The sequence below is a fragment of the Paenochrobactrum glaciei genome, from assembly GCF_039522165.1.
GTDB classification, from domain to species: domain Bacteria; phylum Pseudomonadota; class Alphaproteobacteria; order Rhizobiales; family Rhizobiaceae; genus Paenochrobactrum; species Paenochrobactrum glaciei.
The window spans coordinates 458,872-484,813 of the sequence record NZ_BAAADE010000001.1; the positions used below are offsets into that span (position 1 = coordinate 458,872).

Here is a 25,942-nt window from a genome sequence, read left to right on the forward strand (position 1 = left end):
CGCCTGCATGGGTCAAGCTTTAGCTGAACCGAGCCTGTAAATGATATTGATCAGGATATGAAAACCGCCTTAAAGCTTCGGTTCCGGCTTTACATCTGCCGGTGTATCCGCTTTGACCGGATTTTCAGGCGGGATTAAACCTTTTTTGAGCTTTTCCTCAATCTTGGCAAGCTCTTCAGGTTCCGGCTTACCGGCAGTGGCATGGTGCCACTGGAAAGTTGCTTCAAGCTGACGCCCGACTTGCCAATAAGCATCGCCTAAGTGGTCATTGATGGTGGCATCTTCAGGGCGCAGTTTAACCGCCTTTTCAAGTTCCACCACCGCGTCATCAAAACGCCCGAGCTTGTAATAAGCCCAGCCAAGCGAATCCGTGATATAGCCATCCTGCGGGCGCAGTTCGACCGCCTTGCGGATCATATCCAGCGCTTCATCCAGATTGATACCCATATCAACCCATGAATAGCCCAAATAGTTCAAAACTTGCGGCTGATCGGGGAATAGTTCCAGTGCTTTTTTGAAATTAGGCTCGGCTTTATCCCATTCTTTCAAGCGCTCATAAGAAATGCCGCGCTGGAAATAAATCGTCCAATCTTGCCGCTCCGGTTTTTCAATCAACGCCACCGCCTGATCATAGGTCTTGGCAGAATTGGCATAGTCTTTCGCCTGCGCATAAACGCTGCCTAAAGCGAGATAAGTGCGCATATCTTTTCTGTCGCGCTCAAGCAACGCGTTCAGATGTTCAATCGCTTCTTTTTCTTTTTCGCTCTCGGCAAGGTTCAACGCCAGCTGCATTTCGGCATCAATGCGATAGAAAGAATTTTCCGAAACACGGCTATAATAATCAATGGCACTTTCCGGCTGGCGCAATTTGGCTGAAATATCGCCAAGCTGGAAAAGCGTTGCATCATCATCGGCACGAAGCGGGAGTGACATCTGCAAATATAATTTGGCAAAAGCTTCGGCACCGCTGCGGTTAATCGCAGTTCCAAGTGCATAAAGCACCTCAGCAGCCCCCTGCTTCGGGCTGGAAATCAAACGCTCAGGCACTTTGCCTGCTTCAAGCGTATAGCGCATTTCGGCCAGCGTTTTGCGGCCGGTCAGTAACTCTTCGGCGCTTTTTAAAATCTCAATCGCGCTTTTGATGTCGCCATGACGTGCCTTAAAGCCCGCATAGGAAATCATGATGCGTTCATAAGTGTCGGGAGCTGCTCCACCACCGGCTCTATCAGCGACAGCTTTTTTATAAAACCCTTCCGCAGCCTTTTCCTGACCGGACAAATCGGCCATCAAAGCTGAGTGATAGGTGCGAAACAGCTTATACCATTCCGGCCCTTTAATCGCTTCAATCGCAGCAGCCGCATTTTTAGGATTACCAGCGCCATAATTGGCCCAAGCCTTTATCAGCTGCGAGGATAATTTATCCATGTCCGATTGCACGGAATAATCGAGCAATGGGCGTGCCTGACGATATTTCTCACGCGAAATAGCATCAACCGCCAAAGCAAGGCGGGAAAAACGCTCGATTTCCGGATTATTTTGCAGCTCTTTTGCCCAAGGCATCGCCTCTTCAAACTGACCATTGGTCAGCAAAGCCAGCAGTAAATCCTGTTTCAGCTGTAAATTGCCGGGATCAAACGCCAATGCCTGACGATAAAAATCAATCGTTGCAGGCATATTATTGTCGTTTTCAGCAACACGACCTGCCAGATAGGCACCGGCAAAAGAACCAACGCGGATGGATTTATAAGGCTCTGTCTGTGGCGTGCTGTCAGTGGTGGAAGCGAAACCGGATACAGGTAAAAAAGCACCGGAGAGCATAATGCTCAAAGCTGCATAAAGAGGACGTAAAACTGGGCGGCGCCGCATTCCAAACTATCCTTTTTTATTCTGTCAGCAGGATTGTTAAAAGAAAAATCCTGTCTGACAACCGTCGCTTCCGGCTTTTGATCCGCATCGCCCGGTATTTTTCAAACCAGCCGTAGCTGGACTTCAAACCATGGCTTTTTTGCGGTGATGAGCGCTGCCTCCACTATTTAAGAGGCAGCGTAACAAATCAGTTCACGCGGCTGATGCAAAAATCAATCACTTCAATCAGCGCATCTTTATGAGCGCCGTTTGGCAAGTCAACAAGTGCTTCGCGTGCCATTTCACCAAAATCGCGCGCACGCTGTACAGTGTCAGCAATGGAATTGGCTTTCAGCATCAGCTGGATGGCTTTTTCAAGAGCGGCATCATCATTATTGCCCTCTTCCATCGCCTGTTTCCAGAACGCACGTTCTTCATCCGAACCACGATTATAGGCCAGCAAAACCGGCATGGTGATTTTGCCTTCGCGGAAATCATCACCGGTGTTTTTACCCAGATCAGCAGCACTGCCGCCATAATCCAGCGCATCATCAATTAGCTGGAAAGCAAGACCGAGATTAAGACCATAAGAACTTAAAGCTTTGCGCGGCCCATCACCTGCTTCAGCAATGATCGGGCCAACTTCTGCCGCAGCCGAGAAAAGCGCAGCTGTTTTAGCTTTAATAACGGCCAGATATTCTTCTTCTGTGGTGTCCATGTTTTTGGCAGCCGCCAATTGCATGACCTCACCTTCCGCAATCACGGAAGCGGATGTCGCTAGCACATCAAGCGCTTGCAATGAGCCGACATCAACCATCATTTTGAAAGCCTGACCGAGCAGGAAATCGCCAACCAGAACACTGGCCTGATTGCCCCAGATCATGCGCGCTGTGCTTTTACCGCGGCGCAGATCGCTTTCATCCACTACGTCATCATGCAAAAGCGTAGCCGTATGCATGAATTCAACTGATGTTGCGAGGCTGATATGACCTGTGCCTTCATAGCCAAACATTCTGGCGGTTGCCAGGGTCATCATCGGGCGCAATCTTTTACCACCTGATGAGATCAGATGGTTCGCCACTTCAGGAATCATTTCGACATCAGAACCGGCCCGAGCCAGAATAAATTCGTTTACCCGTGCCATATCGGCTTTGGTCAGGTCGATCAAAGGCTGAACCGAACCTGCATTCGTTTTTGTATCGCCGATGTTTAAAACCACACCCAATGTCATTACTCCTGTATGCGCGCATACATTATTCAAGCGTCTCTTAATGCTCAAGCGGCAAATTTCGTCAATCGCGCTATAATTCATTGTTAAGCTGTTCACAACATCGTCGGGCACCTGTTGTCAACGCTACTAATTGTCGGCACAGTGATATAAATCAATAAATCCGGTATCTGCGGAATAAAAATGCTCAAATATACACCGGACAGAGCAAATCTAATAAAGGGTGCTTGAAACCATGTATGAATTATTGCGCACCAATGATCCGGTTTTATTATCTTTTGCCGAAGCTCTGATGAAAGAAGCCGAGATCGGCTATTTCATCGCCGATACGAATATGAGCATCATCGAAGGATCACTCGGCATTTTACCGAGACGATTGATGGTGGAAAAGTCAGAAAAAGAGCGCGCCAGACAGTGTCTGATTGATGCCGGTATCGAAATTGAATTGCGACAATAATATATGCCTGAAATGACATTGCCAGAAAAAGAACTTCCTGAAACCACGCCTCTTGAAGCTTTGGGCGAAACGGAAGATGTTTTTCATCGTGGCCGCTTCCACCTCATTCAGCCAGCTTTAAAAGGTCACCGTTCGGGCGTGGATGCCATGATGCTGGCAGCCTGTGTGCCGCATGAGTTCAACGGATATGTGGCTGATCTTGGTGCCGGTGCCGGTGCTGCCGGCTTTGCCGTTGCAGCGCGCTGCGAACAAGCGCAAGTGACGCTGATTGAGCGCTCCGAACTGATGACGGAATTTGCACGCAAATCCATGGCCTTAGTGGTCAATGCCTCTTTGGCGCCCCGGCTGTCTTTATTAAATGCCGACGTGTCTTTAACCGGCAAGAAGCGTGAAGAAGCAGGGTTGATCAGCAATTATTTTGATTTTGCTATTATGAACCCGCCGTTTAATTCGGCAGCTGATCGCTCAACACCGCACGTTCTTAAAGCCGAAGCGCATGTGATGCCGCCTGACATGTTTGAAACATGGATTAAAACGGCAGCAGCGATTGTAAAACCAGGCGGTTCTGTGGCCATTATTGCCCGCCCTGCCTCACTTTATACAATTCTCACCGCATTATCGGCGCGTTTTGGTGCTATTCAAATCATCCCTATCCACCCGCGCCCGCAAGCAGCTGCAATCCGCCTTATCTTCATTGGCGTGAAGGGCAGCAAGGCTCCGCTCAGCTTTCAACCGGCGCTAAACTTGCACGAAAACACCGGTAATAGCTTCACAGAACGAGCTATTGCCATTAATAACGGTCTCACTAGTCTTTTATGACGGCTTTGAGCCATTCCATTAAAAAATAACCAACAGGCACTCTGACTGATGAATCAAAATTCCCAGCCCGTCCGCCCGACCTCCATCATGCGCCGATTTCTCGATGCAGAATCCGCCGGTGGCATAACTTTGATGGCGGCCGCCGCGCTTGCGCTTGTCGTTGCTAACTCCCCTATTGCTGCCAGCTATTTTGGCGGCCTTGCCACCAAGCTTGGCCCTTTGAGCGTGCTGGAATGGATCAATGATCTGTTAATGGCCATCTTCTTCCTGCTTGTCGGCCTCGAAATCAAACGCGAATTTGTCGACGGACAATTGGCAAGCTGGCCGAATCGTATGCTACCGGGTCTGGCAGCCGCAGGCGGTGTTATTGTTCCGGCACTCCTTTTTGCGTGGCTTAATTTTGATGATCCGGCCAAAGTGCGCGGCTGGGCAGTGCCTTCCGCCACCGATATTGCCTTTGCGCTTGGTGTTTTGTCGCTGCTTGGCTCGCGCGTCCCAACAAGCCTGAAAGTGTTTCTGGCAACACTTGCGATCCTTGATGATCTTGCAGCCGTTGCAATCATCGCTGTCTTTTATACGGCTGAAATCTCGCTGCCATATTTGGGCGCGGCCGCCGGTGCTGCAATCGTGCTTTTTGCCATGAACCGCATGGGCGTGATGAAAATCCTGCCATATCTGGTTGTTGGTGCTGTTTTATGGTTCTTCGTGCTGAATTCCGGCGTGCATGCAACTGTTGCTGGTGTGATTACCGCTTTGACCATCCCGTTGAAACCGGCACCGGGCAGCCCTGACAATATGTCATCACCATTGCATATTCTGGAACATGCGCTGGCAAAACCGGTTGCTTTCCTGATTGTGCCGATTTTTGGTTTTGCCAATGCGGGCATTTCCTTCACCGGCATTAATATGGATGTGGTCACCGATAGTCTGACACTCGGCATTGCCAGTGGCTTGTTCATCGGTAAGCAGATCGGTGTCTTTGGTGCGGCATGGCTTGCCATCAAATGCGGCCTTGCGCAGAAGCCAATGGGTGCCACATGGTTGCAACTTTATGGCGTTGCCATTCTCTGCGGTATTGGTTTCACCATGAGTATCTTTATCGGCTTGCTGTCGTTCCCGTCCGAGCTGATGCAAACAGAAACCAAACTCGGCGTTCTGATGGGCTCCGGTCTCTCCGCAGTGATTGGTTATCTGCTCCTGCGTGTTGCGCCGACAAAAACACGCATTTAAACAATAAACAGATAAAAAACGCTCGATCAGTCCGCTGATCGGGCGTTTTTCTTTGCGTTTTCAAATTTGCTTCCTAAATAAGCATTCTGTGAAGATATTGAAAACAAAACACACTGCCTGTTTGCCCTCTTCAACCAATGGAGCCGCTCATCTTGGTTAAGTTTATCGCCCGCCTCATGCCACGTCGTTTTCGCTCCAAAAGCGTTGAAATTCCGGTTGTGCGGCTGCATGGCGCCATTATGAGCGGCGGCAATAGTTTGCGCCCGAGCCTTTCACTGGAAGGCGTTGCGGCCGAACTTCAAAAAGCCTTTAGTGACAAACAAGCTCCCGCTGTAGCCATCACCATCAATTCGCCGGGTGGCTCGCCTGTGCAGTCGCGCTTTATCTATCAGCGCATCCGTGCACTGGCTGAAGAAAAGAAGAAGAAAGTCTTTGTCTTTGTCGAAGATGTAGCAGCATCAGGCGGCTATATGATTGCACTTGCAGGCGATGAAATCATTGCTGATCCATCCTCCATTGTCGGCTCCATTGGTGTGGTTTCTTCCTCATTCGGCTTTACGGAACTGATCAAGAAAATCGGTGTCGAACGCCGCGTTTATACCGCTGGCCAAAACAAAGTTTCGCTTGATCCGTTTTTGCCGGAAAAAGAAGCCGATATTGAACGTCTGAAAGCCCTGCAACTGGAAGTGCATAAAACTTTCATTGATATGGTGCTGGAGCGCCGCGGCACAAAATTAAGTGATGATCCTGATCTTTTCAGCGGTCTGTTCTGGACTGGCATTAAGGGTAAGGAACTTGGCCTTGTGGACAGTCTTGGTGACATTCGCAGCCATTTGATGAAACATTATGGCTCCAAAACCAAACTTAACCTCATTCAGCCACAGCGCGGATTTTTAGGCAAAAAACTGCCCGCTATCGGCTTTAACAATGAGGCGCTGGCACAGGTTGCATCACAAACAGGCGATGCCATGCTTTCCACAATTGAAGAAAAAGCGCTTTGGTCCCGCTATGGCCTTTAAAGCGCAAACAGAATAAAACAATTGCAACGCTTTATCTCTGCACTATCATAGATATATCTGACTGGATAAGTGCAGAGCCCCCAAGAGCACGACGGTTTAAGGACAAGTGAACCATGCCTCAGACTATCTTTCTTCTGCTGATTGCAGCCGCTGCATGGTATGTTTACCGCTCTTTCAAACGTGAAGCAGTGCGGGTTTCCAAGAAAGTCCGCCGCGAGGAAAAAGAAGCGCAAAACCGCGCGCACGGCACCTTGGAACAAGATCCTGAAACCGGCGAATATCGCGTTCGCAAGGATTAAACTGTTTTCATGTCTATCAGTGTTTCCGCTCGTGATGGCGCGACGATTTCCCGTCTGGCGCCAGTGAAAATCAATCTTGCGCTGCATGTTACCGGCCAACGCGCCAATGGTTATCATGAGCTGGAAATGATTGTCGCTTTTGGCGATTTCGGTGATCACATCAGTGTCACCCCTGCTCTGCACGATGATTTTACCGTCAGCGGTTATTATGCGCCTTTTATCCCGCTGAATAATGACAATCTGGTGCTGAAAGCGCGTGACCTGCTACGCGCGCAAAATCCATCAAGATGCCTCCCCGTTCATATTCATCTGGAAAAGAAACTGCCGATTGCAGCTGGTATCGGCGGCGGTTCAACCGATGCCGCAGCAGCCCTCACAGCACTCAATGAGCTTTGGCAGCTTAATCTACCTTATGAAACGCTGTTGGAACTGGGCTTACAACTGGGTGCTGATGTGCCCATGTGCTTGCACAGCCAGCAAAACGGCGCTCCCCTTCTGGTGCGAGGCATTGGTGAAGACCTGTCACCACTCGTTGAGTTTCCGGCTCTGCATATCCTGCTGATTAATGATGGCACGGCACTTGCCACCCCAACCATTTTTAAAGCACTGCATAAGCGCGATAATCCCTCATTGATTGCACCCGATGCTTTTCAAAGCATTGATGAGGTTTGCGCCTATTTGCACAAGACTCGCAATGATTTGTTCAAGCCTGCGGAAACATTAGCACCACAATTGCAATCCCATTTACATGAACTGACAGCATCGGGCGCTGATTTTGTCCAGATGTCCGGCTCAGGTGCCACATGTTTTGCGATCTTTTCCACCCGCGAAAACATGTTGCAAGCAAAACAGCAAATTCGCCAAGCCCATCCTGATTGGTTTGTGGTCACCACTCAAACCTATGGCAGTCACTAAAGGAGCCATGCCATGACCAATGAACGCAGTTTTATTCCGGTCGGCATCGCAATTCTGACCGTCTCCGACACGCGCACACTGGCTGATGACAAGTCCGGCGATACATTGCAACAAAGACTATGTGATGCAGGGCATAAGCTCGTTGAACGCGCCATCGTGCCGGATGACATCGAAGCCATCCGCAGCATTGTTAAAAAGTGGTCGCAGCAGGCCGGTATTGATGTGATTATCACCACCGGCGGCACTGGTTTTACCGGCCGTGATGTCACCCCCGAAGCGCTTGAGCCTTTATTTGAAAAACGGATGGATGGTTTCTCCACTATTTTTCATCGCATTTCCTATGAGAAAATCGGCACCTCCACCATTCAATCACGCGCTCTAGGCGGGTTGTTAAACCAGACATTTGTCTTTGCTCTGCCAGGCTCAAGCGGTGCATGCCGTGATGCATGGGACAATATCCTGCAATATCAGCTTGATTACCGCCACATGCCCTGCAATTTCGTTGAGATCATGCCACGGCTTGACGAGCATCTGCGCCGCAAAAAATAACCTCCGATATTGTTCTTGTAATGTTCTGATTTCCGTTCTATATATAAAAGAACAGACAGGGTACAGATTCTAACATCTTGCCCGTAACTATCAGATAATCAGGAAACGCCCTCAGGGCGGCACTTTTCCGCGAAGGAGAAGACGATGGATGCTATCCAGCAGGCAGATACAGCAGCTTTTGGCAGCGGGCGCACCGAACATGCCAATGCAATTATTACAGGAAACGGCTTACGGGTTGACCAATCCAGAAGACGCGGACGTGCTGCCGGTATCAATCCGTCAGGCCGTTTTGAACAATTTTCGCGTGATGATTTTGATGACGGCTGGCAGAGCTTTGAAGAGCTTGAGCCGTTTAAAACCGAAGTGCAGGTGGAGAAACCGCGCAGCATTATCACCCGCAATGATTCGCCTGATCTCGGCTTTGACCGCTCCATCAACCCCTATCGTGGTTGCGAGCATGGCTGTATCTATTGTTTCGCTCGCCCGACCCATAGCTATATGGGGCTGTCGGCCGGTATTGATTTTGAGGCCAAGCTCTTTGCCAAGCCGGATGCACCGCATCTGTTGCAGCGAGAATTGTCGAAGTCCGGTTATATTCCGCGCACTATAGCTATTGGCAGCAATACCGACCCTTACCAGCCCATAGAGAAAAAATGGCGTATCATGCGCGGCCTGCTTGAAGTGCTGGAAGATGCACAACATCCTGTTGCCATCGTCACGAAGTCGGGTCTGGTTAGCCGCGACATCGACATTTTAAGCCGCATGGCGGAAAAAGGTTTGGTCAAGGTGGTAGTTTCACTGACCACGATGGATGCTAAATTGTCCCGCACAATGGAGCCGCGCGCTGCAACACCAACATTGCGCCTGCAAACCATGCGTGAGTTAACACAAGCTGGTATCCCCGTATCCGCGATGTTAGGGCCTGTCATTCCCGGTATTAACGATCATGAGATCGAGCGTATTCTGGATGCAGCTGCCGCCGCAGGTGCTGAAGAAGCCGGTTATGTTCTGTTGCGCTTGCCGTTAGAAGTAGCGCCGCTTTTCAAAGAATGGCTGCTGCGTAATTATCCCGATAAATATCGCCATGTGTTGACGCTTTTACGCTCCATGCGTGGTGGCAAGGATTATGATGCGGAATGGGGCAAACGCATGCGCGGTGAAGGCCCATATGCCTGGCAGATCGGCAGACGTTTTGAAATTGCCGCCAAAAAACTTGGCCTCAATACCAGCAAAAAGCGTTTACGCACTGATCTGTTTAGTCCAAGGCAAGAAGGCGGCACACAACTTTCATTGTTTTAATGAAGCGCGCTGGTCTATTCACGAGCCTATGTGTGCAACAAGGGCATTTCCGTTGTTTAATTTTAACGGTTCAATGCTCTAATCTCTCACATGGCTCGTAAAATTAGTGATTCTTCATCCCCCCTTCCCCTCACCTATACGCCCGATTTCTCACATGAGAACCGGCTCTATCAAGATGGCTGCCAATTTGTGGCAGGCATTGATGAGGCAGGTCGTGGGCCGCTAGCAGGGCCGGTTGTGGCCGCAGCCGTAGTTCTGGATCCGGATAATTTGCCTGAAGGTCTGGATGATTCCAAACGCCTGACTGCCGTAAAACGCGCGAAGCTCTATGATCTGATTTTAACGCAGGCTCTGGCCGTCTCTGCGGTCAGCCTGTCAGCTGATGAAATTGATAACAGCAATATCCGCAAAGCCGCACTTACCGCTATGCAGCGTGCTGTGGCATCGTCAGCAGTTAAAATAGATTACGCGCTTGTTGATGGGCGCGATGTGCCCCCTCACCTGACATGCAATGCTGAAGCACTGATTAAAGGCGATCAGCGTTCGGTATCGATTGCAGCGGCATCAATTGTTGCCAAGGTTACCCGTGACCGCATGATGGAACTGGCAGGCAAGCATCATCCTGAATATGGTTTTGAAGGTCATGCCGGTTATGGCACTGCCAAGCATCGCGAGGCGATTGAAACGACAGGGCCCGTTCCCGGCCTTCATCGTTATACATTCGCACCGATAAAAGGCCGCTTCATCCGCTAACCAAGCGACCTGTCGCAGCGCGACTAAAATATCGAAGCCGCACCCGCACATGCGGCTAAAGACTGTTGCTTGTTACATAAGCACAAACAGACGGATTTATAGTCAAAATAAAAAACGCCACCTCAATCAAGAGATGGCGTTTTAAAAATCAGACTGATTAAAACTCTTAGTTCAAACGGGATTTAACCTGTTCAAGCGAGTCTTTAAAGAATGTTGCAGAAGCTTTCGCATCAACCTTGTCGGCAACGATACGGGTTGCAGCAGCAACAGCCAGTTCGACAGCAGCTGTGCGAACTTCTTTAATTGCTTCCGCTTCAGCGCTGGCAATTTTCTGTTCAGCAAGCTTGTTGCGACGAGCAACATATTCTTCTGTTTTCTGCTTGGCATCTTCAACAATCGCATTGGCTTCACGGCCAGCAGCAGCAACGATGTCGCTTGCTTCCTTTTCCGCTTCCTTGCGCTTGCGATGATACTCAGCCAACAGTGCCTGAGCTTCTTCACGCAATGTACGTGCTTCATCGAGTTCGTTAGAAATCTTTGCTGCGCGTTCATCCAAAGACTTGGCAACTGCACCAGGCACTTTAAGATAAACAATTATTGCCAGAAAAATTACGAGGCCGACGAGTGCCCAAAACGTAGCGTCCATCATCGTCTCCTTTAGGCGCTGACTGCTTTAACAGCAGCGGTAACAGTTGATTTATCAACCTTGGTACCGATCAGCTCGTCAATAATGTCAGCTGCAGTTTCTTCAGCAATCGAACCAACATCGCTCATGGCTTTCGCCTTGATTTCAGCAATGCTGTTTTCAGCTTTTTCAAGCTTTGCTTCCAAAGTTTTTTCTACAGCGCTACGCTCAGCTTCAGCTTCTGCTTTCGCTTTTTCGCGTGCTTCATTACCGATTGCTGCGGCTTTGGTACGGGCTTGAGACAGTTCTGTTTCATAAGCAACGATCGCATTGTCTGCGTCCTGCTTCAAACGTGCTGCCTGATCCAAATCCTGTGCGATACGATCGCGACGAGTTTCGATCACGCCACCAATACGCGGTACAACCACGCGGGACATGAACAGATAGAAAAGCCCAAACGTAATAGCAAGCCACAAGAGCTGCGATGCGTAATGGGTAGAATCGAACGGAGGAAACACGCCGCCCGTGCCGGATTCATGGGCAATACCGGTTTCGGTATGCACAGCTTCAACAGGCTGGGCTTCCGTTGCAGTTTGGGCAAACGCCGTGGACACGAACATCCAATCTTCCTCTTCACTCAGGCGTCATATGCAACAGCCGACCGCGCATAATCCTTAAATTTAAGAACAGCGCGGTCAGGCCATATTTGTTGCGTCGATCTTAGACAGCGAACAAGAGCAGAAGCGCGATGAGCAAGGAGAAAATGCCCAGAGCTTCCGTAACAGCGAAACCGAACACCAGACGGCCGAACTGGCTGTCAGCTGCTGAAGGGTTACGCAGTGCACCTGAAAGGTAGCTGCCGAAGATGTTGCCGAGACCGAGGGCCGTACCGGCCATACCGAAACAGGCAAGACCCGCGCCGATGTATTTTGCTGCTTCCGCTTCCATGATGAGCTCCTTTTGGATTAATTAGCTATGCGGATTTCTGTTCTGGCGGAAATCCGCCGGCGAGAAGTTTTAGTGACCGGCATGCACCGCGTCATTGATGTACATGCAAGTTAGAACTGTGAAAACATAGGCCTGCAGGAATGCAACGAGGAATTCCAGTGCAGTGATGGCAACCGTCATGAAGAGCGGGAGAATTGCGCCACCAATACCGATAGGACCAAGTGCAGCCATTGAAACAATGAAGCCTGCAAAGATCTTAAGGGTGATGTGTCCAGCCAGCATACTGGCGAAAAGACGAACTGAAAGGCTGATCGGACGGGACAGGAAGGAGATCACTTCAATGATCGATACCAATGGTACGATAATCATTGGGACGCCCTGCGGCACGAACAGCTTCAGGAAACCAAAGCCATGCTTGTAGAAACCGTAAATGATCACAGTTCCGATAACGAGCATTGAAAGGGCAAAAGTAACAATGATCTGACTGGTAATCGTATAGAAATACGGGAACAGACCAAGGAAGTTAGCCACGAGAATGAACATGAACAGGGTAAAGACAAAGGGGAAGAATTTCATACCCTTTGACCCGGCCGAATCCCTTAGGCTCGTCGCGACAAATTCATAAGCCATTTCCGATACAGACTGCATGCGGGTTGGCACAAGACCACGACCCGATGAAGAAAAGAAAAGAAACGCTGAAGCCACAACGACAGTTGCGACCATAAAAGCTGATGCGTTGGTGAAAGAGAGGTCGACACCGCCGACGTCGATAGGAATCCACCGGGAAATTTGGAACTGATGGATCGGATCGTTTGCCACCTTAACCTCGTCTATCGTCCGTTGCCCGCAGGCGTTGAAGTCACCGGCTTTTACAAGCCTTTCACGAAAAGTGCATTACACAAGTTTCGTACTAAGTCAAAATTGTCTTAGCAATACGCCAACACAATATCTATTCTTTTTCGTGCTTTTGCGCTCTTAAACTTAAGTCGTCTTTTTCAGCGACTTTGCCAGTAACGCGTAGCACATTCAAAACGCCTGCTGCAAAGCCAAGCATGAGGAAGATAATTAATCCCCAAGGCGATGTAGCAGCAACCTGATCAATAGACCAGCCAATTAGCGCACCAACGACGATTCCGGCGATAAATTCGCTGGATATTTTCATGGCCTGCGCAACTTGAGCTGAATTCTCAGATTGCCCGTTCTGCGAATTTTGTTTCTTAAACGCCCCTTTTTTGACCAAATCGGCTTCTAGTTTGTTTAAGCGGTCTGCAAAATTCGATGAAGATGAGTTTTGCTGCCCGTTTGCTGCATCGTCAGTTCCAGATGGCGTTTTGCGGTCTTTATCGCTTGCCATAAAGAGCCTCCTTTATTGCGACATGAGGAGAAAAAAGCTCACTTTCAAGATGCGCGCAACATATTGGCACGCCGCCTTCTAGTCAAGGCGCTGAAACACATGACATTGCAGGTTTTTTACTCAATAAAATCAATGCATTAGATTAATTCTACCTTTGAGCAACCTTAACAAGGCTTCTCAAAGCACCGAATCTCTCCAAAATCAGCTCCATCCGCCGTAACGTGTACGGTAGAAAATATGCAGTCCGATTTGTGAAACTTTGATCATTGTCGGGCCCCATTTCGGGCTGACATATGTAGCGTGATAATGGGTAGCAGACCCCACTTCCGGCAACCAAATCTGACCGGCAGAGACTGTCTTTGCAACCTGCTTGGCCATCTCCCACTCAGCCATTTCAGTGACGCGGTGCTTTTGACCGTCACAAGCAAAGGAAAACTGGCAGGCATTCAACATATTTTGGTTTTGATAAACCACGCCACAGATCGTGGACGGATAGGCCGGATTGCGCACTCGGTTGAGCACAACCTGCGCAACCCCCACTTGGCCTTTTACAGTTTCGCCGCGCGCTTCATAATAGACCGCTTCAGCCAAGCACTGCTGTTCTTTCTTCTCAAATGCACTTGGAGGCAAAGGGGCAGCAGCCCATGCATGGTCTTTAGGTCCGATAGGTGGGACAAATCGCCCATCCGATTCATCCGGCGACAGAATCGCTTCAAAAGGGGAATTACGCGCATAATCCGGTTTTGGCGGCGCATAACCAAGCGCCAGAGAATCAGGTGTATCATTGGTAATCAGGCTTGCCAGCATGGTTGGAACCGGCACTTTAGGCTTAGCAACGACCGGCCTGTGAAAAGCCATCGTGATGGCAATTTCCTGCCCCTCAATCGGCGATTTATCAAAGCGCATTTTCGCATCGGTTTTTTCTGCCGGACGGGAAATCATGCTGACGCGATCAAGCAGACTGCCAGCGCTGAAAGCGCGCTGCGGCGCGACCGGCGCAATAGTTACGATTCGCCCCTGCTTATCACCACGTACAATGCGCGCTTCATCCGGATCAGGATCATCAACGCCAAGCTTTGCCTGACGGCTGACACCACCCACAGCCACCTTGCCGATACCCTCGACATTAATACCAGCGGCCGCAACCGAGCCTGTGACCAACGAAGCATCAACAAATTGCATCTCCGCCTTATGGACAGAGCCCGCAGGCGCCGGCGTCATATAAGCCGTCCAGCGGTTTTCGCCCTGCTCTGACGATGTCACAAGACTGGCCATATCCTGAAAGGCAATAGCGGTTGTACTGAGAAGGCTGAATGCCGCCGCGATCAGCGCCGGAGCAACAACACCGTGACGCGATTGCTCAACGCGCGGATAAGCGCGAACGGCATAATAACGCCCATCCTCAGGGCAATAACCCTGAGCCGGATATTGCCACTCTGTTTGTGACAGGCCTTTGGAACGGCGGCCAAACTTCCGCAGTGACAAAAAGCGCACCGAACTCTCCACTCAATTAACACGAACTCACTCAACTGACGCCGATAATGAAGTATTAACCTTGATGGATAGTTAACAAATGCACATTAATATCTCGGTAATATTGGTAAATGATTTATTAAATCATATAATTCATTAAAATTTTTAAATATAAATTAAATTATCGACAAGAATATTCAATATAAAATTATTTAAATATAACATAAAATCGAATTTAATAAATAAAACTTGTAAATTAATCAATACAAAAAAATATCATCCTTTTCACATAACAAAAAAAGCTCCGGAACATTGTCCGGAGCTTTCATCATTTCAGAAAACGCTAACTTTAACGCTTTTTCTTCGCCCGATTAGCAAAAGGATTATCCGATGTACGCAACGACAAGCGGATCGGAACCCCCGGCATATCGAATGTGTCGCGCAAACCGTTAATCAAATAACGGACATAAGATTGCGGCATCACATCCGGACGCGAGCAAGAAACCACGAAGCCTGGCGGACGGGTCTTGATCTGCGTCATATATTTAACTTTGAGACGACGACCGGCAACAGCTGGCGGCGGATGATGGGTGATAACCCCTTCCAGCCAGCGGTTAAGCTTACCTGTCGAAATACGACGGTTCCAGATTTCATCTGTAATCGCCACATTTTCCATCAGCTTATCAATGCCCTGCCCGCGCTCACCGGAAATCGGCACAGCACGGATACCGCGCACCTGCGGCAACAAACGGGCAGTTTTTTCGTAAAGGTCAGCCAGCACCATCTGGCGGTCTTCCACCAGATCCCACTTGTTGAACGCGATAATCGGAGCGCGGCCTTCACGGATAATCAGATCAGCGATCTGCAAATCCTGCTTTTCAAACGGAATAGTCGCATCAAGAACAATGATGACAACTTCCGCAAAACGAATAGCATTCAGACCATCAGATACAGCGAGTTTTTCGAGCTTTTCCTGCACACGTGACTTACGGCGCAGACCGGCTGTATCAAACAGTTTGATCTGACGGCCACGCCATTCCCAGTCAACAGAAATAGAATCACGTGTAATACCGGCTTCAGGCCCCGTCAGCAGACGGTCTTCACCCAGCATCGTATTGATGAGTGTTGATTTACCGGCATTCGGACGACCGACAATTGCAATGCGCAATGGCTTGGTCGGATCATAGGCCGGAACATTTTCTGCATCCGGATCTTCGATATCATCACCAACAAGTGCGCCGATGACTGCAGGTGTGAAGACAGCGTCGGCCGCGTGTTCGGCTGCCTCAGCTTTTTCACGGGCAAAAACCCGCTCTTCGCCAAGTGCTTCCACAATAGCATCACGCAGATCAGCCATACCAAGACCATGCTCGGCAGAAATCGGGCATGGCTCACCAAGACCCAGCGTATAGGCATCATAAAGACCGCCCTGACTGCCGCGTGCTTCGGTTTTGTTCACAACCAGAATGACCGGACGGCCGGATTTGCGCACCATTTCGCCAAAGGTCAGATCGGCAGGTGTCACACCCGCCTTAGCATCAACTACAAACAAAATAGCATCAGCTTCAGTCATCGCCAGTTCTGTCTGGGCACGCATACGTGCTTCCAGCGTGTCGTTGGCAGCGTCTTCCAAACCTGCCGTATCGATGACCTGAAACCTTAAATCATAAAGTTTCGCATCATGCATCCGGCGGTCACGGGTAACGCCTGGCAGGTCATCCACCAGCGCGAGCTTGCGCCCGACCAGTCGGTTGAACAAAGTTGACTTGCCGACATTCGGACGTCCGATAATAGCAAGAGTAAAAGACATTGAAGGGCTTTCCCCATATCGTCATAAGAGCACCCGAAAGCCATGCCATCAGATGCCCCGTTTTTCTTAAAGTTTAATACCGTCTATCAAACAGCGGTATTATTCGTAAAATATCAGCCTTCAGACAACGTGCCTGCACCACGCATCAAATCGAGCATGGTGTTGGCACGCTGGCGAAGATTAGGAGGGGCAACAGCATCATCAGCATTCTGCTTGAACAGTTTCGCCGCATCTTCGTTGCGGCCTGCCTTCCATGCAGCCAGAGCCAAAGTTTCACGCGCGCTGTGACGCATCGGATTGCTGTCTGCTGACAGGGTTTCCACGCGCTTGGCCACATCGTCATAAGAGCCGCTATCGACCAGAATATAAGCTGCACGCAAACGCGCCATATCACGCAATGGTGCAGGAATAGCATTATCCTGTGAAGCTTTGTCAAAAGCTTCAACAGCAGCTTTTGCATCACCTTTTTGCAACAGCACAGTGGCTGCACGCAATTGCGCCAAAGCCGGATAAGAACCATAACCGGTTTTTTCCAGATCATCGAGCGCGGTCAAAGCTTCATCATTTTTGCCCTCGGAGGCCAGATCAAGAGCCGCCAAAAATTTATCGCCCGAAGCAGACGATTTGCTCGATGTCCAGCTTGTATAAGCGACATTAGCAGCCGTGCCCAAAACAATGGCAACTGCACAACCGATAATCAACGGACCAAACCGCCGCCAGACAGCTTTTGCCTGATCGGATCGGAGTTCCTCGTTTACCTCGCGAATGAAGCTATCGTCTGCCATGAACCTGCCGTCTGAACCTTGAGTTTCTATTTGCTTTCATACCAGCCACAAAGCCGGTCACAAAAGCTGATCACTTTAACTTAAATGAGCTTTTAATCGGATTTTGCAGCATTTGTAAGCCCTGACAGACAAATAAGCTGCCGCTTACACCACAAGCCCGATTATTCTCTGATATCAATGACCTGACCTTTGCCACATTCAACATCTAGAAAACAGCCCCGTTGCCTGACATCTGCATAATAAATGTGGTTATAACAACCCGTTTCAAAGAATCAGGAACAGATAATATATCCATGCTGTGCTTTATATGCTTGGCTCTTATGTCCGAACTATGATTGGCTTATTTAATGCGTTTTCTTCACTCCGTCGCCGCTTTTACTTTAATTTTCAGTCAAACAGCGATCGCTGCACCCGCGACAGAAACATCCGCTCAGCCAAAGACCCAATATGTCCTAATTTCTTTTGACGGGGCGCATGATAATGCGCTTTGGGCAAGAAGCCGCGAATTTGCCAAACAAACGGATGTGCAGTTTACCTATTTTCTCTCATGCGTCTTTTTATTGCAGCGCGCTGACCGCAGCCACTATCAGCCGCCCAAATTAAAACGCGGCAGCTCTAATGTCGGCTTTGCACAAGATAAACAGGAAGTGGAAACGCGCCTTCAGCATATCTGGCAGGCACATTTGGAAGGCCATGAGATTGCCAGTCATGGCTGTGGTCATTTCGACGGCAAAGCATGGAGCGCCAAAGATTGGGATCAGGAGATCAACGAGTTCAACCGTATCACCGCCCAAGCCTATAAAGATAATGACATTGCCGGAGAACCGGCCGAATGGCAGGATTTCGTCGCCAATAAAATTACCGGCTTTCGCGCCCCTTATTTATCCGATGATAAGCCAGTGCAGGATGCGCTGCGAAAGAACAATTTTATTTATCAGGCATCGGGCGTTGCCAACGCACCGGAGCGCCCGACCATTAAACAAGGCTTGGCAACTTTCGGCCTGCCGCTAATTCCGGAAGGCCCGTCCAAACGCCCGGTCATTGTCATGGACTATAATTTATATGTGCGCCACTCCAAAGGCAAAGAACTGCCGGAACAAGCCGCCAGTTTTGAAGAGCGCAGTTATCAGGCTTTCAAAACCGCTTTTCACAAAGAATATAATGGCAAACGCGCACCATTTCAGATGGGCTTCCATTTTGTTTTGATGAATGATGGCGCCTATTGGCGTGCGATGGAACGTCTTGCCCGTGAGGTTTGCGACAAGCCGGATGTGAAATGCACCAGCTATCAAAATTATCTGGCGGAAACGGCTGCATTTTCCCGCTAAAAGCGCTTAAAGAGTGACAAGTTAAACCGGCCACTCTTTTATATTGCAAATCTTATTTGAAAAATTCTTCGTAAAGCTCTGGCTTGAAGCCGACGATAATCTGACCGTCCTTCATCAAAACCGGACGCTTAACCATAGAAGGCTGTGCCAGCATCAGGCTGATTGCCTTCTGCTCGTTCAGGTCAGCGCGATCTTCTTCCGGCAATTTACGAAAAGTAGTACCGGCACGGTTCAGCAGTTTTTCCCAGCCGGCTTTTCCAGCCCATTGTTCCAGATCAGCCTGTGCAAGCCCCTCTTTTTTATAATCGTGAAATTTATAGTCGATGCCTGCACTCTCCAGCCAATTGAAGGCTTTGCGCATCGTATCGCAGCTTTTAATCCCATAAATTGTCACGCTCATCGCTTAACACTCCGATTCATATTAATTTCAACAATCTTCTAAAGCATTGGTGCATTGAAATGAACCTTACCAAATAAAAAGGCAGGTGCGTTGAACACACCTGCCTTTTAAATCTTCACCTGATTGACAAGAAATCAGCCGGCGCGTGCCATTTTAATGGCTTCGATCAGGTCTTTTTCCTTCATCACGCCACCATATAAACGGGTGCCGATGACAAAAGACGGCGTGCCGCCAAAATTGAACGCATCGCCCTGCGCCATATTGCGCTGCAAAATGCCGTCAATCTTCTTGGCATGTTTTTTATAAGTGGCTTCCAGCTTGACCGGATCAAGGCCACCCTTTTTCAAAGCTTCATCCACCTGCTCTCTGGTCAAACGACCAGGTGTTTTCATCAAGGCTTCCATCGCCTTAATATATTGGCCGTCTTCCTCAGCCGCCAACACCAGATTGGCCGCATAAGTGGAAGGCTCACCAAAGATCACCCAGTCTTTCATCACCAGACGCACATTGCCGTCGCGCTTGACCACATCAAGCAATTCGCCATGACCTTTTTTGCAATAAGGGCACTGGTAATCGAAATATTCAACGATGGTTACATCGCCTTTAGGATTACCCAGAACCGGAATTTCCGGGTCATAAAGCACATCATTAACGCTCGGCATGTTTTGGGAAAAAGCTGTTGTCCCAAGCATCATCCCTGCAGTGCCTGCAACAGAAGCCGCCAAAATCTGACGTCGGTTCAACATTTTAAAATTCTCCTTTTCCGGATTCCTGCTGGTTCAGCACCACCACTTTGGAGCCAGCCGGTACACGCTTGTGCAAATCAAGAATGTCTTGGTTGAACAGGCGGATACAGCCGGACGATGCGGCCTTGCCGATTGACCAAGGCTGGTTGGTGCCGTGAATACGATAAAGCGTGTCCTGACCATTGCGGTGCAAATAAAGGGCGCGCGCACCAAGCGGATTGCTGACACCGCCTTCTAGTCCACCTGCATATTTTGCATAATGTTCAGGACTACGTTTGATCATGTTTTGAGTTGGTGTCCAGCGCGGCCATGAAGCCTTGCGCGCGATGTCGGCAGTGCCGGAAAATGCAAGCCCTGCTTTACCAACACCAACGGCATAACGCATGGCGCGGTTATTCGGCATCACCAGATAGAGATAGCGCTTATAAGGATCGACGATCACGGTGCCGACAGGATGCGACGTCTTATAATTGACTTCCTGACGCAGATTGCGCTTTTCTACCTTTGAAATATCAATCGCCGGAATGACCTTTCCGTTATCGTTAACGGCGGCATACATTTTTTCATAGCTGCTCAGATCAGCGGTTTTGGGTTCTTCTTTAGGCTTGGGAGCTTCAACCGGTGTAACAGGTGCCGTTACAGGTGCGGCAACTGTTGCACCGGCTGTTGTTGCTGGCTTAGTCGTGTTGCACGCCGCCAGAAACAAAGGCAAAACGCCCAGCAACAGCAAACGTCCGGTCACATTTCCGGTGTGGGTTTTAATATGTGAAGGTAGTGTCACAGTGATGTCCTTAATTCTTTGCTTTTTAGCTTTAACGGCTGAGGCGATTGATATTTGATTGCAGTGTTTCGCGGGATATTTCACCAAGATGTGCAGATTTCAGTATTCCGTCCGCACTGATAAATAAAGTAGCAGGTAATCCGGGTGCGCCGTAATGGCGCGACAGATCAGAAAACTGATCTATAATGATTTGCGGCAAGACTATATTATGTTGCTTCAAGTAATTTTGAATAGCTGCCTGCCCCTCACCCTGATTAGCAAAAATAAACTCTGCCTGATCATTATTGGCGGCGAGATCTGCCATCATCGGCATTTCGCGGCGGCATGGCGGACACCAGCTCGCCCAGAGATTAACCACCAGCGGTTTGCCGCTCGTCTGGTCAAAACGAAATTCATCTTGCGTCATGGTTTGAAAGCTTTGCGGCGGCAGAGCAATGGCTTGCGTTGCACCGGTTAAAATGCCGATACCATTCCAGACAAACACCGCACATGCTACCGGCACCAGCGCCCAAAGCCGCAAAGCCATGGATGGCAGTGCAAACACAATTGCCAGTACAATCGCAACAGCTGCACCCGGCCAATAGAAACCGCCCTGCCAGAGCGAGAAAATACGCAGTGGCTCCTGAGAGAAACTCTCCCAATTTAAAACCACATGACCAAGACGTGCACCAATAACCGCGCCAATCAGCACGATCCATGACCAGCGATTAAAGCGCTGATCCACTTTGCTGCTCATCACACCAGTGATAATTAAAAAGGCAGCCATTGCCAGTACCACCGCAAAGCGGCTGCCATCCATCACTAAAGGCCCCATTGAAACAGCGTTCATATCAGGCACCACCTGCTTTGGCCGCAGAACCTGTCAGTGTCGATGTTGTGACATTGCCAACGAGACGCGTATCCGCCACTTCTTTTGAATGCTCATTAAAGAAAATCATCGTAGGAGGCCCTGCCACACGAAGCTGACGCATCAGCTCGTCATTTTCCGGTGTGACATCGGATAAATCCACTTTGATCAAATCAAAATCAGCCAGACCACGACGCACAGCCATATCGGTGAGTACCGAGCGCTCAATTGTATGGCACGCCACGCACCAGTCAGCAGTAAAATAAACCAAAGTCGGGCGCTCTTGCTGTGCCTGTTTCAAATTGGTCTGCAACTGTTGTGATGAACCGACATTAGCAAAGCGCAGTGCCGGAACCGATGCTCCCGATTGTCCGTTAGAGGCGACAAGTGGCGCCAAAGGTTTGAGCGGATCAACGCCACCTAAAGAAGCACCGAGCATGAGGATGGCACCATAAACCACGGCAGTTGTTGCAGCTGTGCGTGCAACCACACGAAAACCGATGCGGTGCCATTCTTTAGCAAACAGATAAGCCGAGAAAGCAAAAAGCAGGATCGCCCATAAGAACAAATCAGCGCCCAATGGCAATAAAGGTGCGGCCATCCAAATGGCAGTTGCCAAAAAACCAAAACCAAACAGAGTTTTGACATTTTCCATCCAGCCACCGGCACGCGGCAAAACAGAACTGCCGAAAGTTGCCAGAATAATCAGCGGAATACCTTTACCAAGCCCAAGCGCAAAAAGTGCAGCGGCACCCAAACTTACATTGGCGGTCTGCGCAATATAAAGCAGCGCGCCAGCCAAGGGGGCCGTGACACAAGGCCCGACGATCAACACGGAGCTAAAGCCCAGCACGGCAGCTGAACCCAACGAGCCCTTACCGCCACCGGTGCGGCGGCTGACAGCACTCATCCAGCTGCTTGGGAGTTGCAACTCATAAAGCCCGAACATTGAAAGTGCTAAAATGATAAAGACCATCGCCACCGCCAATGCCAGCCAAGGCGACTGTAAAGCCATTTGCAGATTTTGCCCTGACCATCCGGCGACCGCCCCGATCAATGCAAAGCCAGACGCCAGCGCCACCACATAAGTGGAGGTCAGCAGGAAACCGCGCATCGGGGTGAGCTTGTCGCCTTCACGAGCCAAAGTACCCGCCACGATCGGATACATTGGAAAAACACAAGGCGTAAATGCCAGCAAAATACCAAAAGCCAGAAAGCTTAACAGCAGAAAACCTGTACCACCGCGCTCCAGCAATGACTGGATCATGCCTTTGTCTTGGCTAATCTGAAAACTATCAGCAGAAGCCGCAACAGGTGCAGTCGAAGCACTTTCTACCGGCGCACTGACTGCCGGTGCTTCCATTTTCCACTGCACCGCGGCTGAAGATGATGATTGCGCAACATTGCCACCTGACGGATTGCTGACAGCTAAAGTCATCGGATCAATAGTGCGGGTTTCCGGACGATAGCATATACCGTCATTCTGGCAGCCCTGATAGGTCAGTGTCACCGGTTGATTATTTTTCAAATCGAATGAAACAGTAGTGCGGTTGAAATAAACCTGCATCGCGCCAAAGGTCGGGTCATCTTTCATGACACCTTCAGGTGCGTCAATTTTCAGAGCACTGCCTTGTTTGTCAGTTGCTTCAATATGATCTTTATAAAGATAATAGCCGTCATGGATGCTCCAGCTTACAACCAGTTTTTGGTCGTCAGCACTTAACACTTGCAAACGAAAAGCTTCATCCACAGGTAGTGGCGATGCTTTTGCAGTGGTAACTGATGATATTAACATCATTAATATCACTGTTAGCAGTCTCATAAATCGGCTCCGGTCATGCAATAATAAAATAATTGATTTGGTTCTGAGATCAGTCAATGAAACATGCACCTTAAGTCAGCCTTAAGATAAGCCTGCGACATTAGGAATAGTAAAAGTTAAAAAAAGTAACGGGTTTTACAGATGCGCATCTTAGTGGTCGAGGATGACCCCATCCTGATGGACGGCTTGAGTGTCGGGCTTAACATTGCCGGTTTTACCGTTGATGCAGTGGCCAGCTGCGAAGATGCCTATAGCGCCATCGCCTCACAAAACTATGATGCACTTGTGCTTGACCTGATGCTACCGGATGGTTCCGGCCTTGATATTTTAGCGCACTTAAGACGCAATAAAAATGACCTGCCCGTGCTTCTTCTAACAGCACGCGACCAGATTGCCGATCGCATTGCCGGTCTTGATGCCGGCGCTGATGATTATGTCGGCAAACCTTTTGACCTTGATGAGCTGGCCGCGCGTATCCGTGCCATCGCTCGGCGCAGCAATGGCCGCTCTTCCGGCAAAATTGAATGGCAGGATGTCGTGTTAGATCCGGCGCAAATGACCGTCCATCGCGGCGATGCTTTACTAAAATTCACCCGCCGCGAATTTGCAGTCTTACGTGCATTGATGGAGCGCCCGAACGCCACCCTTTCCAAAACAGTTCTCGAAGAAGCACTTTATGGCTGGCAAGAGGAAGTGGAAAGCAATGCCGTTGAAGTGCATATCCACCATCTTCGTGCCAAATTAGGTTCGAAATTTATCAAAACCGTGCGCGGCCTTGGCTACAGACTGGCAGAACAAGAACAATGAGCTCTATCCGCAAACGCTTGATTACCATTCTTATCGGCACGACCGGCCTTGTCTGGCTGTTTGCGGTCGGCTGGATTTACCTCAGCACACAGGCAGAAGTTAAAAAAGTACTGGATGCGCGCTTGATGGAATCGGCGCATATGGTCAATTCGCTGCTTACCGACCGCCGTGTCGAGGTGGGTGATGAAGGCGGCATCGGTCAGTTTACACCAAAGCCTATTCCTGACTTTCCCAATTATGACCGGCAATTATTCTGCCAAATATGGTCGCTTGACGGCAATCTGGTTGGCCGCTCGGCAAGTGCGCCCAAAGATATGCTGACCCACACGAATAACGGTTTTTCCGATACAGTGGTTTCGGGTTCGACATGGCGCGTTTATACCATTGAAAACACCCAGCTTGGCATGCGCATTATGGTTGGCGACAATATGAGTGTGCGCAACAGCCTTGTGCGTGATGTGATCACCGGCCTGATTTTACCGGCACTTTTGATCTTTCCTTTTCTGGCTGGCCTTATCTGGATCAGCGTACGTCGCGGCCTGATGCCACTGAGCACGCTGGCCTCAACCTTGTCAAAACGCTCGGCTGATGACTTGAGCGCCTTGGAAGAAAGCAATCTGCCAAGTGAGATTGCCCCTGCGGTCAATGCGCTTAATGGCCTCTTCAACCGCGTGGAAGAAGCGCGCGAACGGGAAAAGAGCTTTGCCATTTTTGCAGCCCATGAGCTGAAAACACCATTGGCGGGACTTAAAACGCAAGCTCACATTGCAATGAACAGCAAAGACGAACATGTGCGCGACAATGCTGTACGTCAGATTTCAACCGGCGTTGACCGCACCACCCGTCTGGTTAAGCAATTGCTTGATCTGGCCTCATTGGAAACCGATGAGGAACCGGCAAAGCCTAAGGAAGAATATGCGGGCAAGCTGATGCATCTGATTGCGCAGGATTTGCGCATGCTGACACAGCCCAAAAACATCACAATTACAATTCAGGATCCTTGCCAGAATTTGAAAATTAAAGATGCCCAGCTCTTCACGCTGGCTTTGCGCAATATTTTGGAAAATGCCGTCAACCACTCCCCTGAAGGGGCGACCATTTATTGCTCCTGCAAAATGGAAGCCGACAACGTGTCAATTATCGTTGAGGATGAAGGACCGGGCATTCCGGTGGACGAGCTGCCGCATATCAGCGAAAGGTTCTTCCGCGGGCGCTATAAATCTGAAAATGGCAGCGGCCTGGGTCTTGCTATTGTGCAAGCTGCCACCACGCGCATGAACGGACAAGTCAATTTCATCAACCGTGAGGCGAGCGGGGTCAAAGTGGTGCTCACGCTTCCCATTTCGGCCACCAACTGATTGATTTTTCTGCAACCTCTCCGAGTCTCGCATTATGCACAGAAAAATTACGCCGGTGCAGATATTGCATGATCTTGGCTTAACTGTGCTATAATGTATCAGTTTAAATCATAATCACACAAAATTAGTAGCAATTATCATGTGTGGTCATAGCATATCTAATATAATGATTAGCTAAAATAAAAATAATACCTAAAAAAACCCAAGACATAACGTCATAAAAAATTTAATTATTCCAATATATACAAACAATACAGCAAATTTAGAAATCGAAACAGAAACTATTCTTCCAAATAAATCTTGGATGCACTTTTTATAGAGACTCTTTACATTTAGCTTATTGCGACAACAGCCTAAAAAACCTGCGGCAGACTGTAGCAGTTCTTATTTTGAAAGAATCTGCGATAAAAGAGATAAATTTCCGTTCGCATTGTGGCCGTGGGTA

General features: G+C 49.3%; 27 protein-coding genes. 12 read left to right on the forward strand and 15 right to left on the reverse strand.

What is annotated here, in order from left to right:
- Positions 1-69 precede the first annotated feature (69 nt).
- Both ABDZ76_RS02275 and ABDZ76_RS02280 read right to left on the reverse strand, forming a co-directional pair.
- Entirely contained in the window at positions 70-1,866 is a 1,797-nt protein-coding gene (locus ABDZ76_RS02275) for a tetratricopeptide repeat protein (protein ID WP_343800730.1), read from the reverse strand.
- A gap of 187 nt (positions 1,867-2,053) precedes the next feature.
- The gene (locus tag ABDZ76_RS02280) at positions 2,054-3,070 is read right to left on the reverse strand and encodes a polyprenyl synthetase family protein (protein WP_374844549.1); all 1,017 of its coding nucleotides are present in this window, start codon (positions 3,068-3,070) and stop codon (positions 2,054-2,056) included.
- A 238-nt stretch (positions 3,071-3,308) separates the two neighbouring features.
- Here ABDZ76_RS02280 and ABDZ76_RS02285 point away from each other — a divergent pair, with 238 nt between their 5' ends.
- From ABDZ76_RS02285 to ABDZ76_RS02325, 9 genes are all read left to right on the forward strand, one after another.
- Positions 3,309-3,530, forward strand: a complete 222-nt coding sequence (locus tag ABDZ76_RS02285; RefSeq protein ID WP_343800736.1) for a putative signal transducing protein — start codon at positions 3,309-3,311, stop codon at positions 3,528-3,530.
- Between the two features lie 12 nt (positions 3,531-3,542).
- Positions 3,543-4,349: a tRNA1(Val) (adenine(37)-N6)-methyltransferase gene (locus tag ABDZ76_RS02290; protein WP_343802948.1), complete on the forward strand. Its 807-nt coding sequence runs from the start codon at positions 3,543-3,545 to the stop codon at positions 4,347-4,349.
- A 48-nt stretch (positions 4,350-4,397) separates the two neighbouring features.
- Positions 4,398-5,579 (forward strand): Na+/H+ antiporter NhaA, encoded by a 1,182-nt coding sequence (gene nhaA, locus ABDZ76_RS02295; protein WP_343800738.1) that lies wholly within the window; start codon positions 4,398-4,400, stop codon positions 5,577-5,579.
- A gap of 176 nt (positions 5,580-5,755) precedes the next feature.
- Entirely contained in the window at positions 5,756-6,598 is an 843-nt protein-coding gene (locus ABDZ76_RS02300; RefSeq protein WP_374844550.1) for a S49 family peptidase, read from the forward strand.
- Positions 6,599-6,711: 113 nt separating this feature from the next.
- On the forward strand, positions 6,712-6,897 hold the full coding sequence (locus tag ABDZ76_RS02305) for a hypothetical protein (protein ID WP_343800744.1): 186 nt from the start codon (positions 6,712-6,714) through the stop codon (positions 6,895-6,897).
- A gap of 15 nt (positions 6,898-6,912) precedes the next feature.
- Positions 6,913-7,812 (forward strand): 4-(cytidine 5'-diphospho)-2-C-methyl-D-erythritol kinase, encoded by a 900-nt coding sequence (locus tag ABDZ76_RS02310; protein WP_374844551.1) that lies wholly within the window; start codon positions 6,913-6,915, stop codon positions 7,810-7,812.
- Positions 7,813-7,824: 12 nt separating this feature from the next.
- On the forward strand, positions 7,825-8,361 hold the full coding sequence (gene moaB / locus ABDZ76_RS02315) for a molybdenum cofactor biosynthesis protein B (RefSeq protein WP_343800749.1): 537 nt from the start codon (positions 7,825-7,827) through the stop codon (positions 8,359-8,361).
- Between the two features lie 144 nt (positions 8,362-8,505).
- Positions 8,506-9,660 carry a PA0069 family radical SAM protein gene (locus ABDZ76_RS02320; RefSeq protein WP_343800750.1) on the forward strand — a complete coding sequence of 385 codons (1,155 nt, stop codon included), beginning with the start codon at positions 8,506-8,508 and terminating at the stop codon, positions 9,658-9,660.
- A 90-nt stretch (positions 9,661-9,750) separates the two neighbouring features.
- The gene (locus ABDZ76_RS02325) at positions 9,751-10,413 is read left to right on the forward strand and encodes a ribonuclease HII (protein ID WP_343800752.1); all 663 of its coding nucleotides are present in this window, start codon (positions 9,751-9,753) and stop codon (positions 10,411-10,413) included.
- Between the two features lie 166 nt (positions 10,414-10,579).
- Here the strand turns inward: ABDZ76_RS02325 and ABDZ76_RS02330 are convergent, their stop codons facing one another.
- The 8 genes from ABDZ76_RS02330 to ABDZ76_RS02365 all read right to left on the reverse strand — a co-directional run bounded on the left by ABDZ76_RS02330 (position 10,580) and on the right by ABDZ76_RS02365 (position 17,408).
- The gene (locus ABDZ76_RS02330) at positions 10,580-11,059 is read right to left on the reverse strand and encodes a F0F1 ATP synthase subunit B (protein ID WP_343802951.1); all 480 of its coding nucleotides are present in this window, start codon (positions 11,057-11,059) and stop codon (positions 10,580-10,582) included.
- A gap of 11 nt (positions 11,060-11,070) precedes the next feature.
- Positions 11,071-11,658 carry a F0F1 ATP synthase subunit B gene (locus tag ABDZ76_RS02335; RefSeq protein WP_343800753.1) on the reverse strand — a complete coding sequence of 196 codons (588 nt, stop codon included), beginning with the start codon at positions 11,656-11,658 and terminating at the stop codon, positions 11,071-11,073.
- Positions 11,659-11,758: 100 nt separating this feature from the next.
- The gene (locus tag ABDZ76_RS02340) at positions 11,759-11,986 is read right to left on the reverse strand and encodes a F0F1 ATP synthase subunit C (protein WP_007632966.1); all 228 of its coding nucleotides are present in this window, start codon (positions 11,984-11,986) and stop codon (positions 11,759-11,761) included.
- A 69-nt stretch (positions 11,987-12,055) separates the two neighbouring features.
- Positions 12,056-12,805 (reverse strand): F0F1 ATP synthase subunit A, encoded by a 750-nt coding sequence (locus tag ABDZ76_RS02345; protein WP_343800755.1) that lies wholly within the window; start codon positions 12,803-12,805, stop codon positions 12,056-12,058.
- Positions 12,806-12,935: 130 nt separating this feature from the next.
- On the reverse strand, positions 12,936-13,340 hold the full coding sequence (locus ABDZ76_RS02350) for an AtpZ/AtpI family protein (RefSeq protein ID WP_343800756.1): 405 nt from the start codon (positions 13,338-13,340) through the stop codon (positions 12,936-12,938).
- A 201-nt stretch (positions 13,341-13,541) separates the two neighbouring features.
- A complete protein-coding gene (locus tag ABDZ76_RS02355) occupies positions 13,542-14,834 on the reverse strand; it encodes a cell wall hydrolase (RefSeq protein ID WP_343800758.1) in 1,293 nt (430 codons plus the stop codon).
- Between the two features lie 328 nt (positions 14,835-15,162).
- Positions 15,163-16,623, reverse strand: a complete 1,461-nt coding sequence (der, locus tag ABDZ76_RS02360; protein ID WP_343800760.1) for a ribosome biogenesis GTPase Der — start codon at positions 16,621-16,623, stop codon at positions 15,163-15,165.
- Positions 16,624-16,736: 113 nt separating this feature from the next.
- Positions 16,737-17,408 carry a tetratricopeptide repeat protein gene (locus ABDZ76_RS02365; protein WP_343800762.1) on the reverse strand — a complete coding sequence of 224 codons (672 nt, stop codon included), beginning with the start codon at positions 17,406-17,408 and terminating at the stop codon, positions 16,737-16,739.
- Positions 17,409-17,755: 347 nt separating this feature from the next.
- Here ABDZ76_RS02365 and ABDZ76_RS02370 point away from each other — a divergent pair, with 347 nt between their 5' ends.
- Positions 17,756-18,736 (forward strand): polysaccharide deacetylase family protein, encoded by a 981-nt coding sequence (locus ABDZ76_RS02370; RefSeq protein WP_343800765.1) that lies wholly within the window; start codon positions 17,756-17,758, stop codon positions 18,734-18,736.
- A gap of 52 nt (positions 18,737-18,788) precedes the next feature.
- Here ABDZ76_RS02370 and ABDZ76_RS02375 read toward each other — a convergent pair whose 3' ends face one another.
- The 5 genes from ABDZ76_RS02375 to dsbD form a co-directional block, all read right to left on the reverse strand.
- Positions 18,789-19,136: an ArsC family reductase gene (locus tag ABDZ76_RS02375; RefSeq protein ID WP_343800768.1), complete on the reverse strand. Its 348-nt coding sequence runs from the start codon at positions 19,134-19,136 to the stop codon at positions 18,789-18,791.
- Positions 19,137-19,270: 134 nt separating this feature from the next.
- Positions 19,271-19,882 (reverse strand): DsbA family protein, encoded by a 612-nt coding sequence (locus tag ABDZ76_RS02380; RefSeq protein WP_343800772.1) that lies wholly within the window; start codon positions 19,880-19,882, stop codon positions 19,271-19,273.
- Between the two features lies 1 nt (position 19,883).
- A complete protein-coding gene (locus tag ABDZ76_RS02385) occupies positions 19,884-20,663 on the reverse strand; it encodes a L,D-transpeptidase (protein ID WP_343800775.1) in 780 nt (259 codons plus the stop codon).
- Between the two features lie 31 nt (positions 20,664-20,694).
- Entirely contained in the window at positions 20,695-21,492 is a 798-nt protein-coding gene (locus tag ABDZ76_RS02390) for a prolipoprotein diacylglyceryl transferase family protein (RefSeq protein WP_343800778.1), read from the reverse strand.
- A gap of 1 nt (position 21,493) precedes the next feature.
- Complete coding sequence (gene dsbD, locus ABDZ76_RS02395) at positions 21,494-23,332, reverse strand: protein-disulfide reductase DsbD (protein WP_343800781.1); 1,839 nt, start codon at positions 23,330-23,332, stop codon at positions 21,494-21,496.
- A gap of 141 nt (positions 23,333-23,473) precedes the next feature.
- Here dsbD and ABDZ76_RS02400 point away from each other — a divergent pair, with 141 nt between their 5' ends.
- Positions 23,474-24,139 (forward strand): response regulator, encoded by a 666-nt coding sequence (locus ABDZ76_RS02400; protein ID WP_343800784.1) that lies wholly within the window; start codon positions 23,474-23,476, stop codon positions 24,137-24,139.
- Positions 24,136-25,497 (forward strand): ATP-binding protein, encoded by a 1,362-nt coding sequence (locus ABDZ76_RS02405; protein WP_343800787.1) that lies wholly within the window; start codon positions 24,136-24,138, stop codon positions 25,495-25,497. Before ABDZ76_RS02400 ends, ABDZ76_RS02405 begins: the two co-directional genes overlap by 4 nt.
- Positions 25,498-25,942: the final 445 nt, after the last annotated feature.

Bases quoted from the DNA above. Each gene is read 5' to 3' on its own strand.
- ABDZ76_RS02275 (WP_343800730.1), bottom strand. From the start codon at position 1,866: ATGCGGCGCCGCCCAGTTTTACGTCCTCTTTATGCAGCTTTGAGCATT.
- ABDZ76_RS02285 (WP_343800736.1), top strand. From the start codon at position 3,309: ATGTATGAATTATTGCGCACCAATGATCCGGTTTTATTATCTTTTGCC.
- ABDZ76_RS02290 (WP_343802948.1), top strand. From the start codon at position 3,543: ATGACATTGCCAGAAAAAGAACTTCCTGAAACCACGCCTCTTGAAGCT.
- nhaA (WP_343800738.1), top strand. From the start codon at position 4,398: ATGAATCAAAATTCCCAGCCCGTCCGCCCGACCTCCATCATGCGCCGA.
- ABDZ76_RS02300 (WP_374844550.1), top strand. From the start codon at position 5,756: ATGCCACGTCGTTTTCGCTCCAAAAGCGTTGAAATTCCGGTTGTGCGG.
- ABDZ76_RS02305 (WP_343800744.1), top strand. From the start codon at position 6,712: ATGCCTCAGACTATCTTTCTTCTGCTGATTGCAGCCGCTGCATGGTAT.
- moaB (WP_343800749.1), top strand. From the start codon at position 7,825: ATGACCAATGAACGCAGTTTTATTCCGGTCGGCATCGCAATTCTGACC.
- ABDZ76_RS02320 (WP_343800750.1), top strand. From the start codon at position 8,506: ATGGATGCTATCCAGCAGGCAGATACAGCAGCTTTTGGCAGCGGGCGC.
- ABDZ76_RS02325 (WP_343800752.1), top strand. From the start codon at position 9,751: ATGGCTCGTAAAATTAGTGATTCTTCATCCCCCCTTCCCCTCACCTAT.
- ABDZ76_RS02330 (WP_343802951.1), bottom strand. From the start codon at position 11,059: ATGGACGCTACGTTTTGGGCACTCGTCGGCCTCGTAATTTTTCTGGCA.
- ABDZ76_RS02335 (WP_343800753.1), bottom strand. From the start codon at position 11,658: ATGTTCGTGTCCACGGCGTTTGCCCAAACTGCAACGGAAGCCCAGCCT.
- ABDZ76_RS02340 (WP_007632966.1), bottom strand. From the start codon at position 11,986: ATGGAAGCGGAAGCAGCAAAATACATCGGCGCGGGTCTTGCCTGTTTC.
- ABDZ76_RS02350 (WP_343800756.1), bottom strand. From the start codon at position 13,340: ATGGCAAGCGATAAAGACCGCAAAACGCCATCTGGAACTGACGATGCA.
- der (WP_343800760.1), bottom strand. From the start codon at position 16,623: ATGTCTTTTACTCTTGCTATTATCGGACGTCCGAATGTCGGCAAGTCA.
- ABDZ76_RS02365 (WP_343800762.1), bottom strand. From the start codon at position 17,408: ATGGCAGACGATAGCTTCATTCGCGAGGTAAACGAGGAACTCCGATCC.
- ABDZ76_RS02370 (WP_343800765.1), top strand. From the start codon at position 17,756: ATGCGTTTTCTTCACTCCGTCGCCGCTTTTACTTTAATTTTCAGTCAA.
- ABDZ76_RS02375 (WP_343800768.1), bottom strand. From the start codon at position 19,136: ATGAGCGTGACAATTTATGGGATTAAAAGCTGCGATACGATGCGCAAA.
- ABDZ76_RS02380 (WP_343800772.1), bottom strand. From the start codon at position 19,882: ATGTTGAACCGACGTCAGATTTTGGCGGCTTCTGTTGCAGGCACTGCA.
- ABDZ76_RS02390 (WP_343800778.1), bottom strand. From the start codon at position 21,492: ATGAACGCTGTTTCAATGGGGCCTTTAGTGATGGATGGCAGCCGCTTT.
- dsbD (WP_343800781.1), bottom strand. From the start codon at position 23,332: ATGAGACTGCTAACAGTGATATTAATGATGTTAATATCATCAGTTACC.
- ABDZ76_RS02400 (WP_343800784.1), top strand. From the start codon at position 23,474: ATGCGCATCTTAGTGGTCGAGGATGACCCCATCCTGATGGACGGCTTG.
- ABDZ76_RS02405 (WP_343800787.1), top strand. From the start codon at position 24,136: ATGAGCTCTATCCGCAAACGCTTGATTACCATTCTTATCGGCACGACC.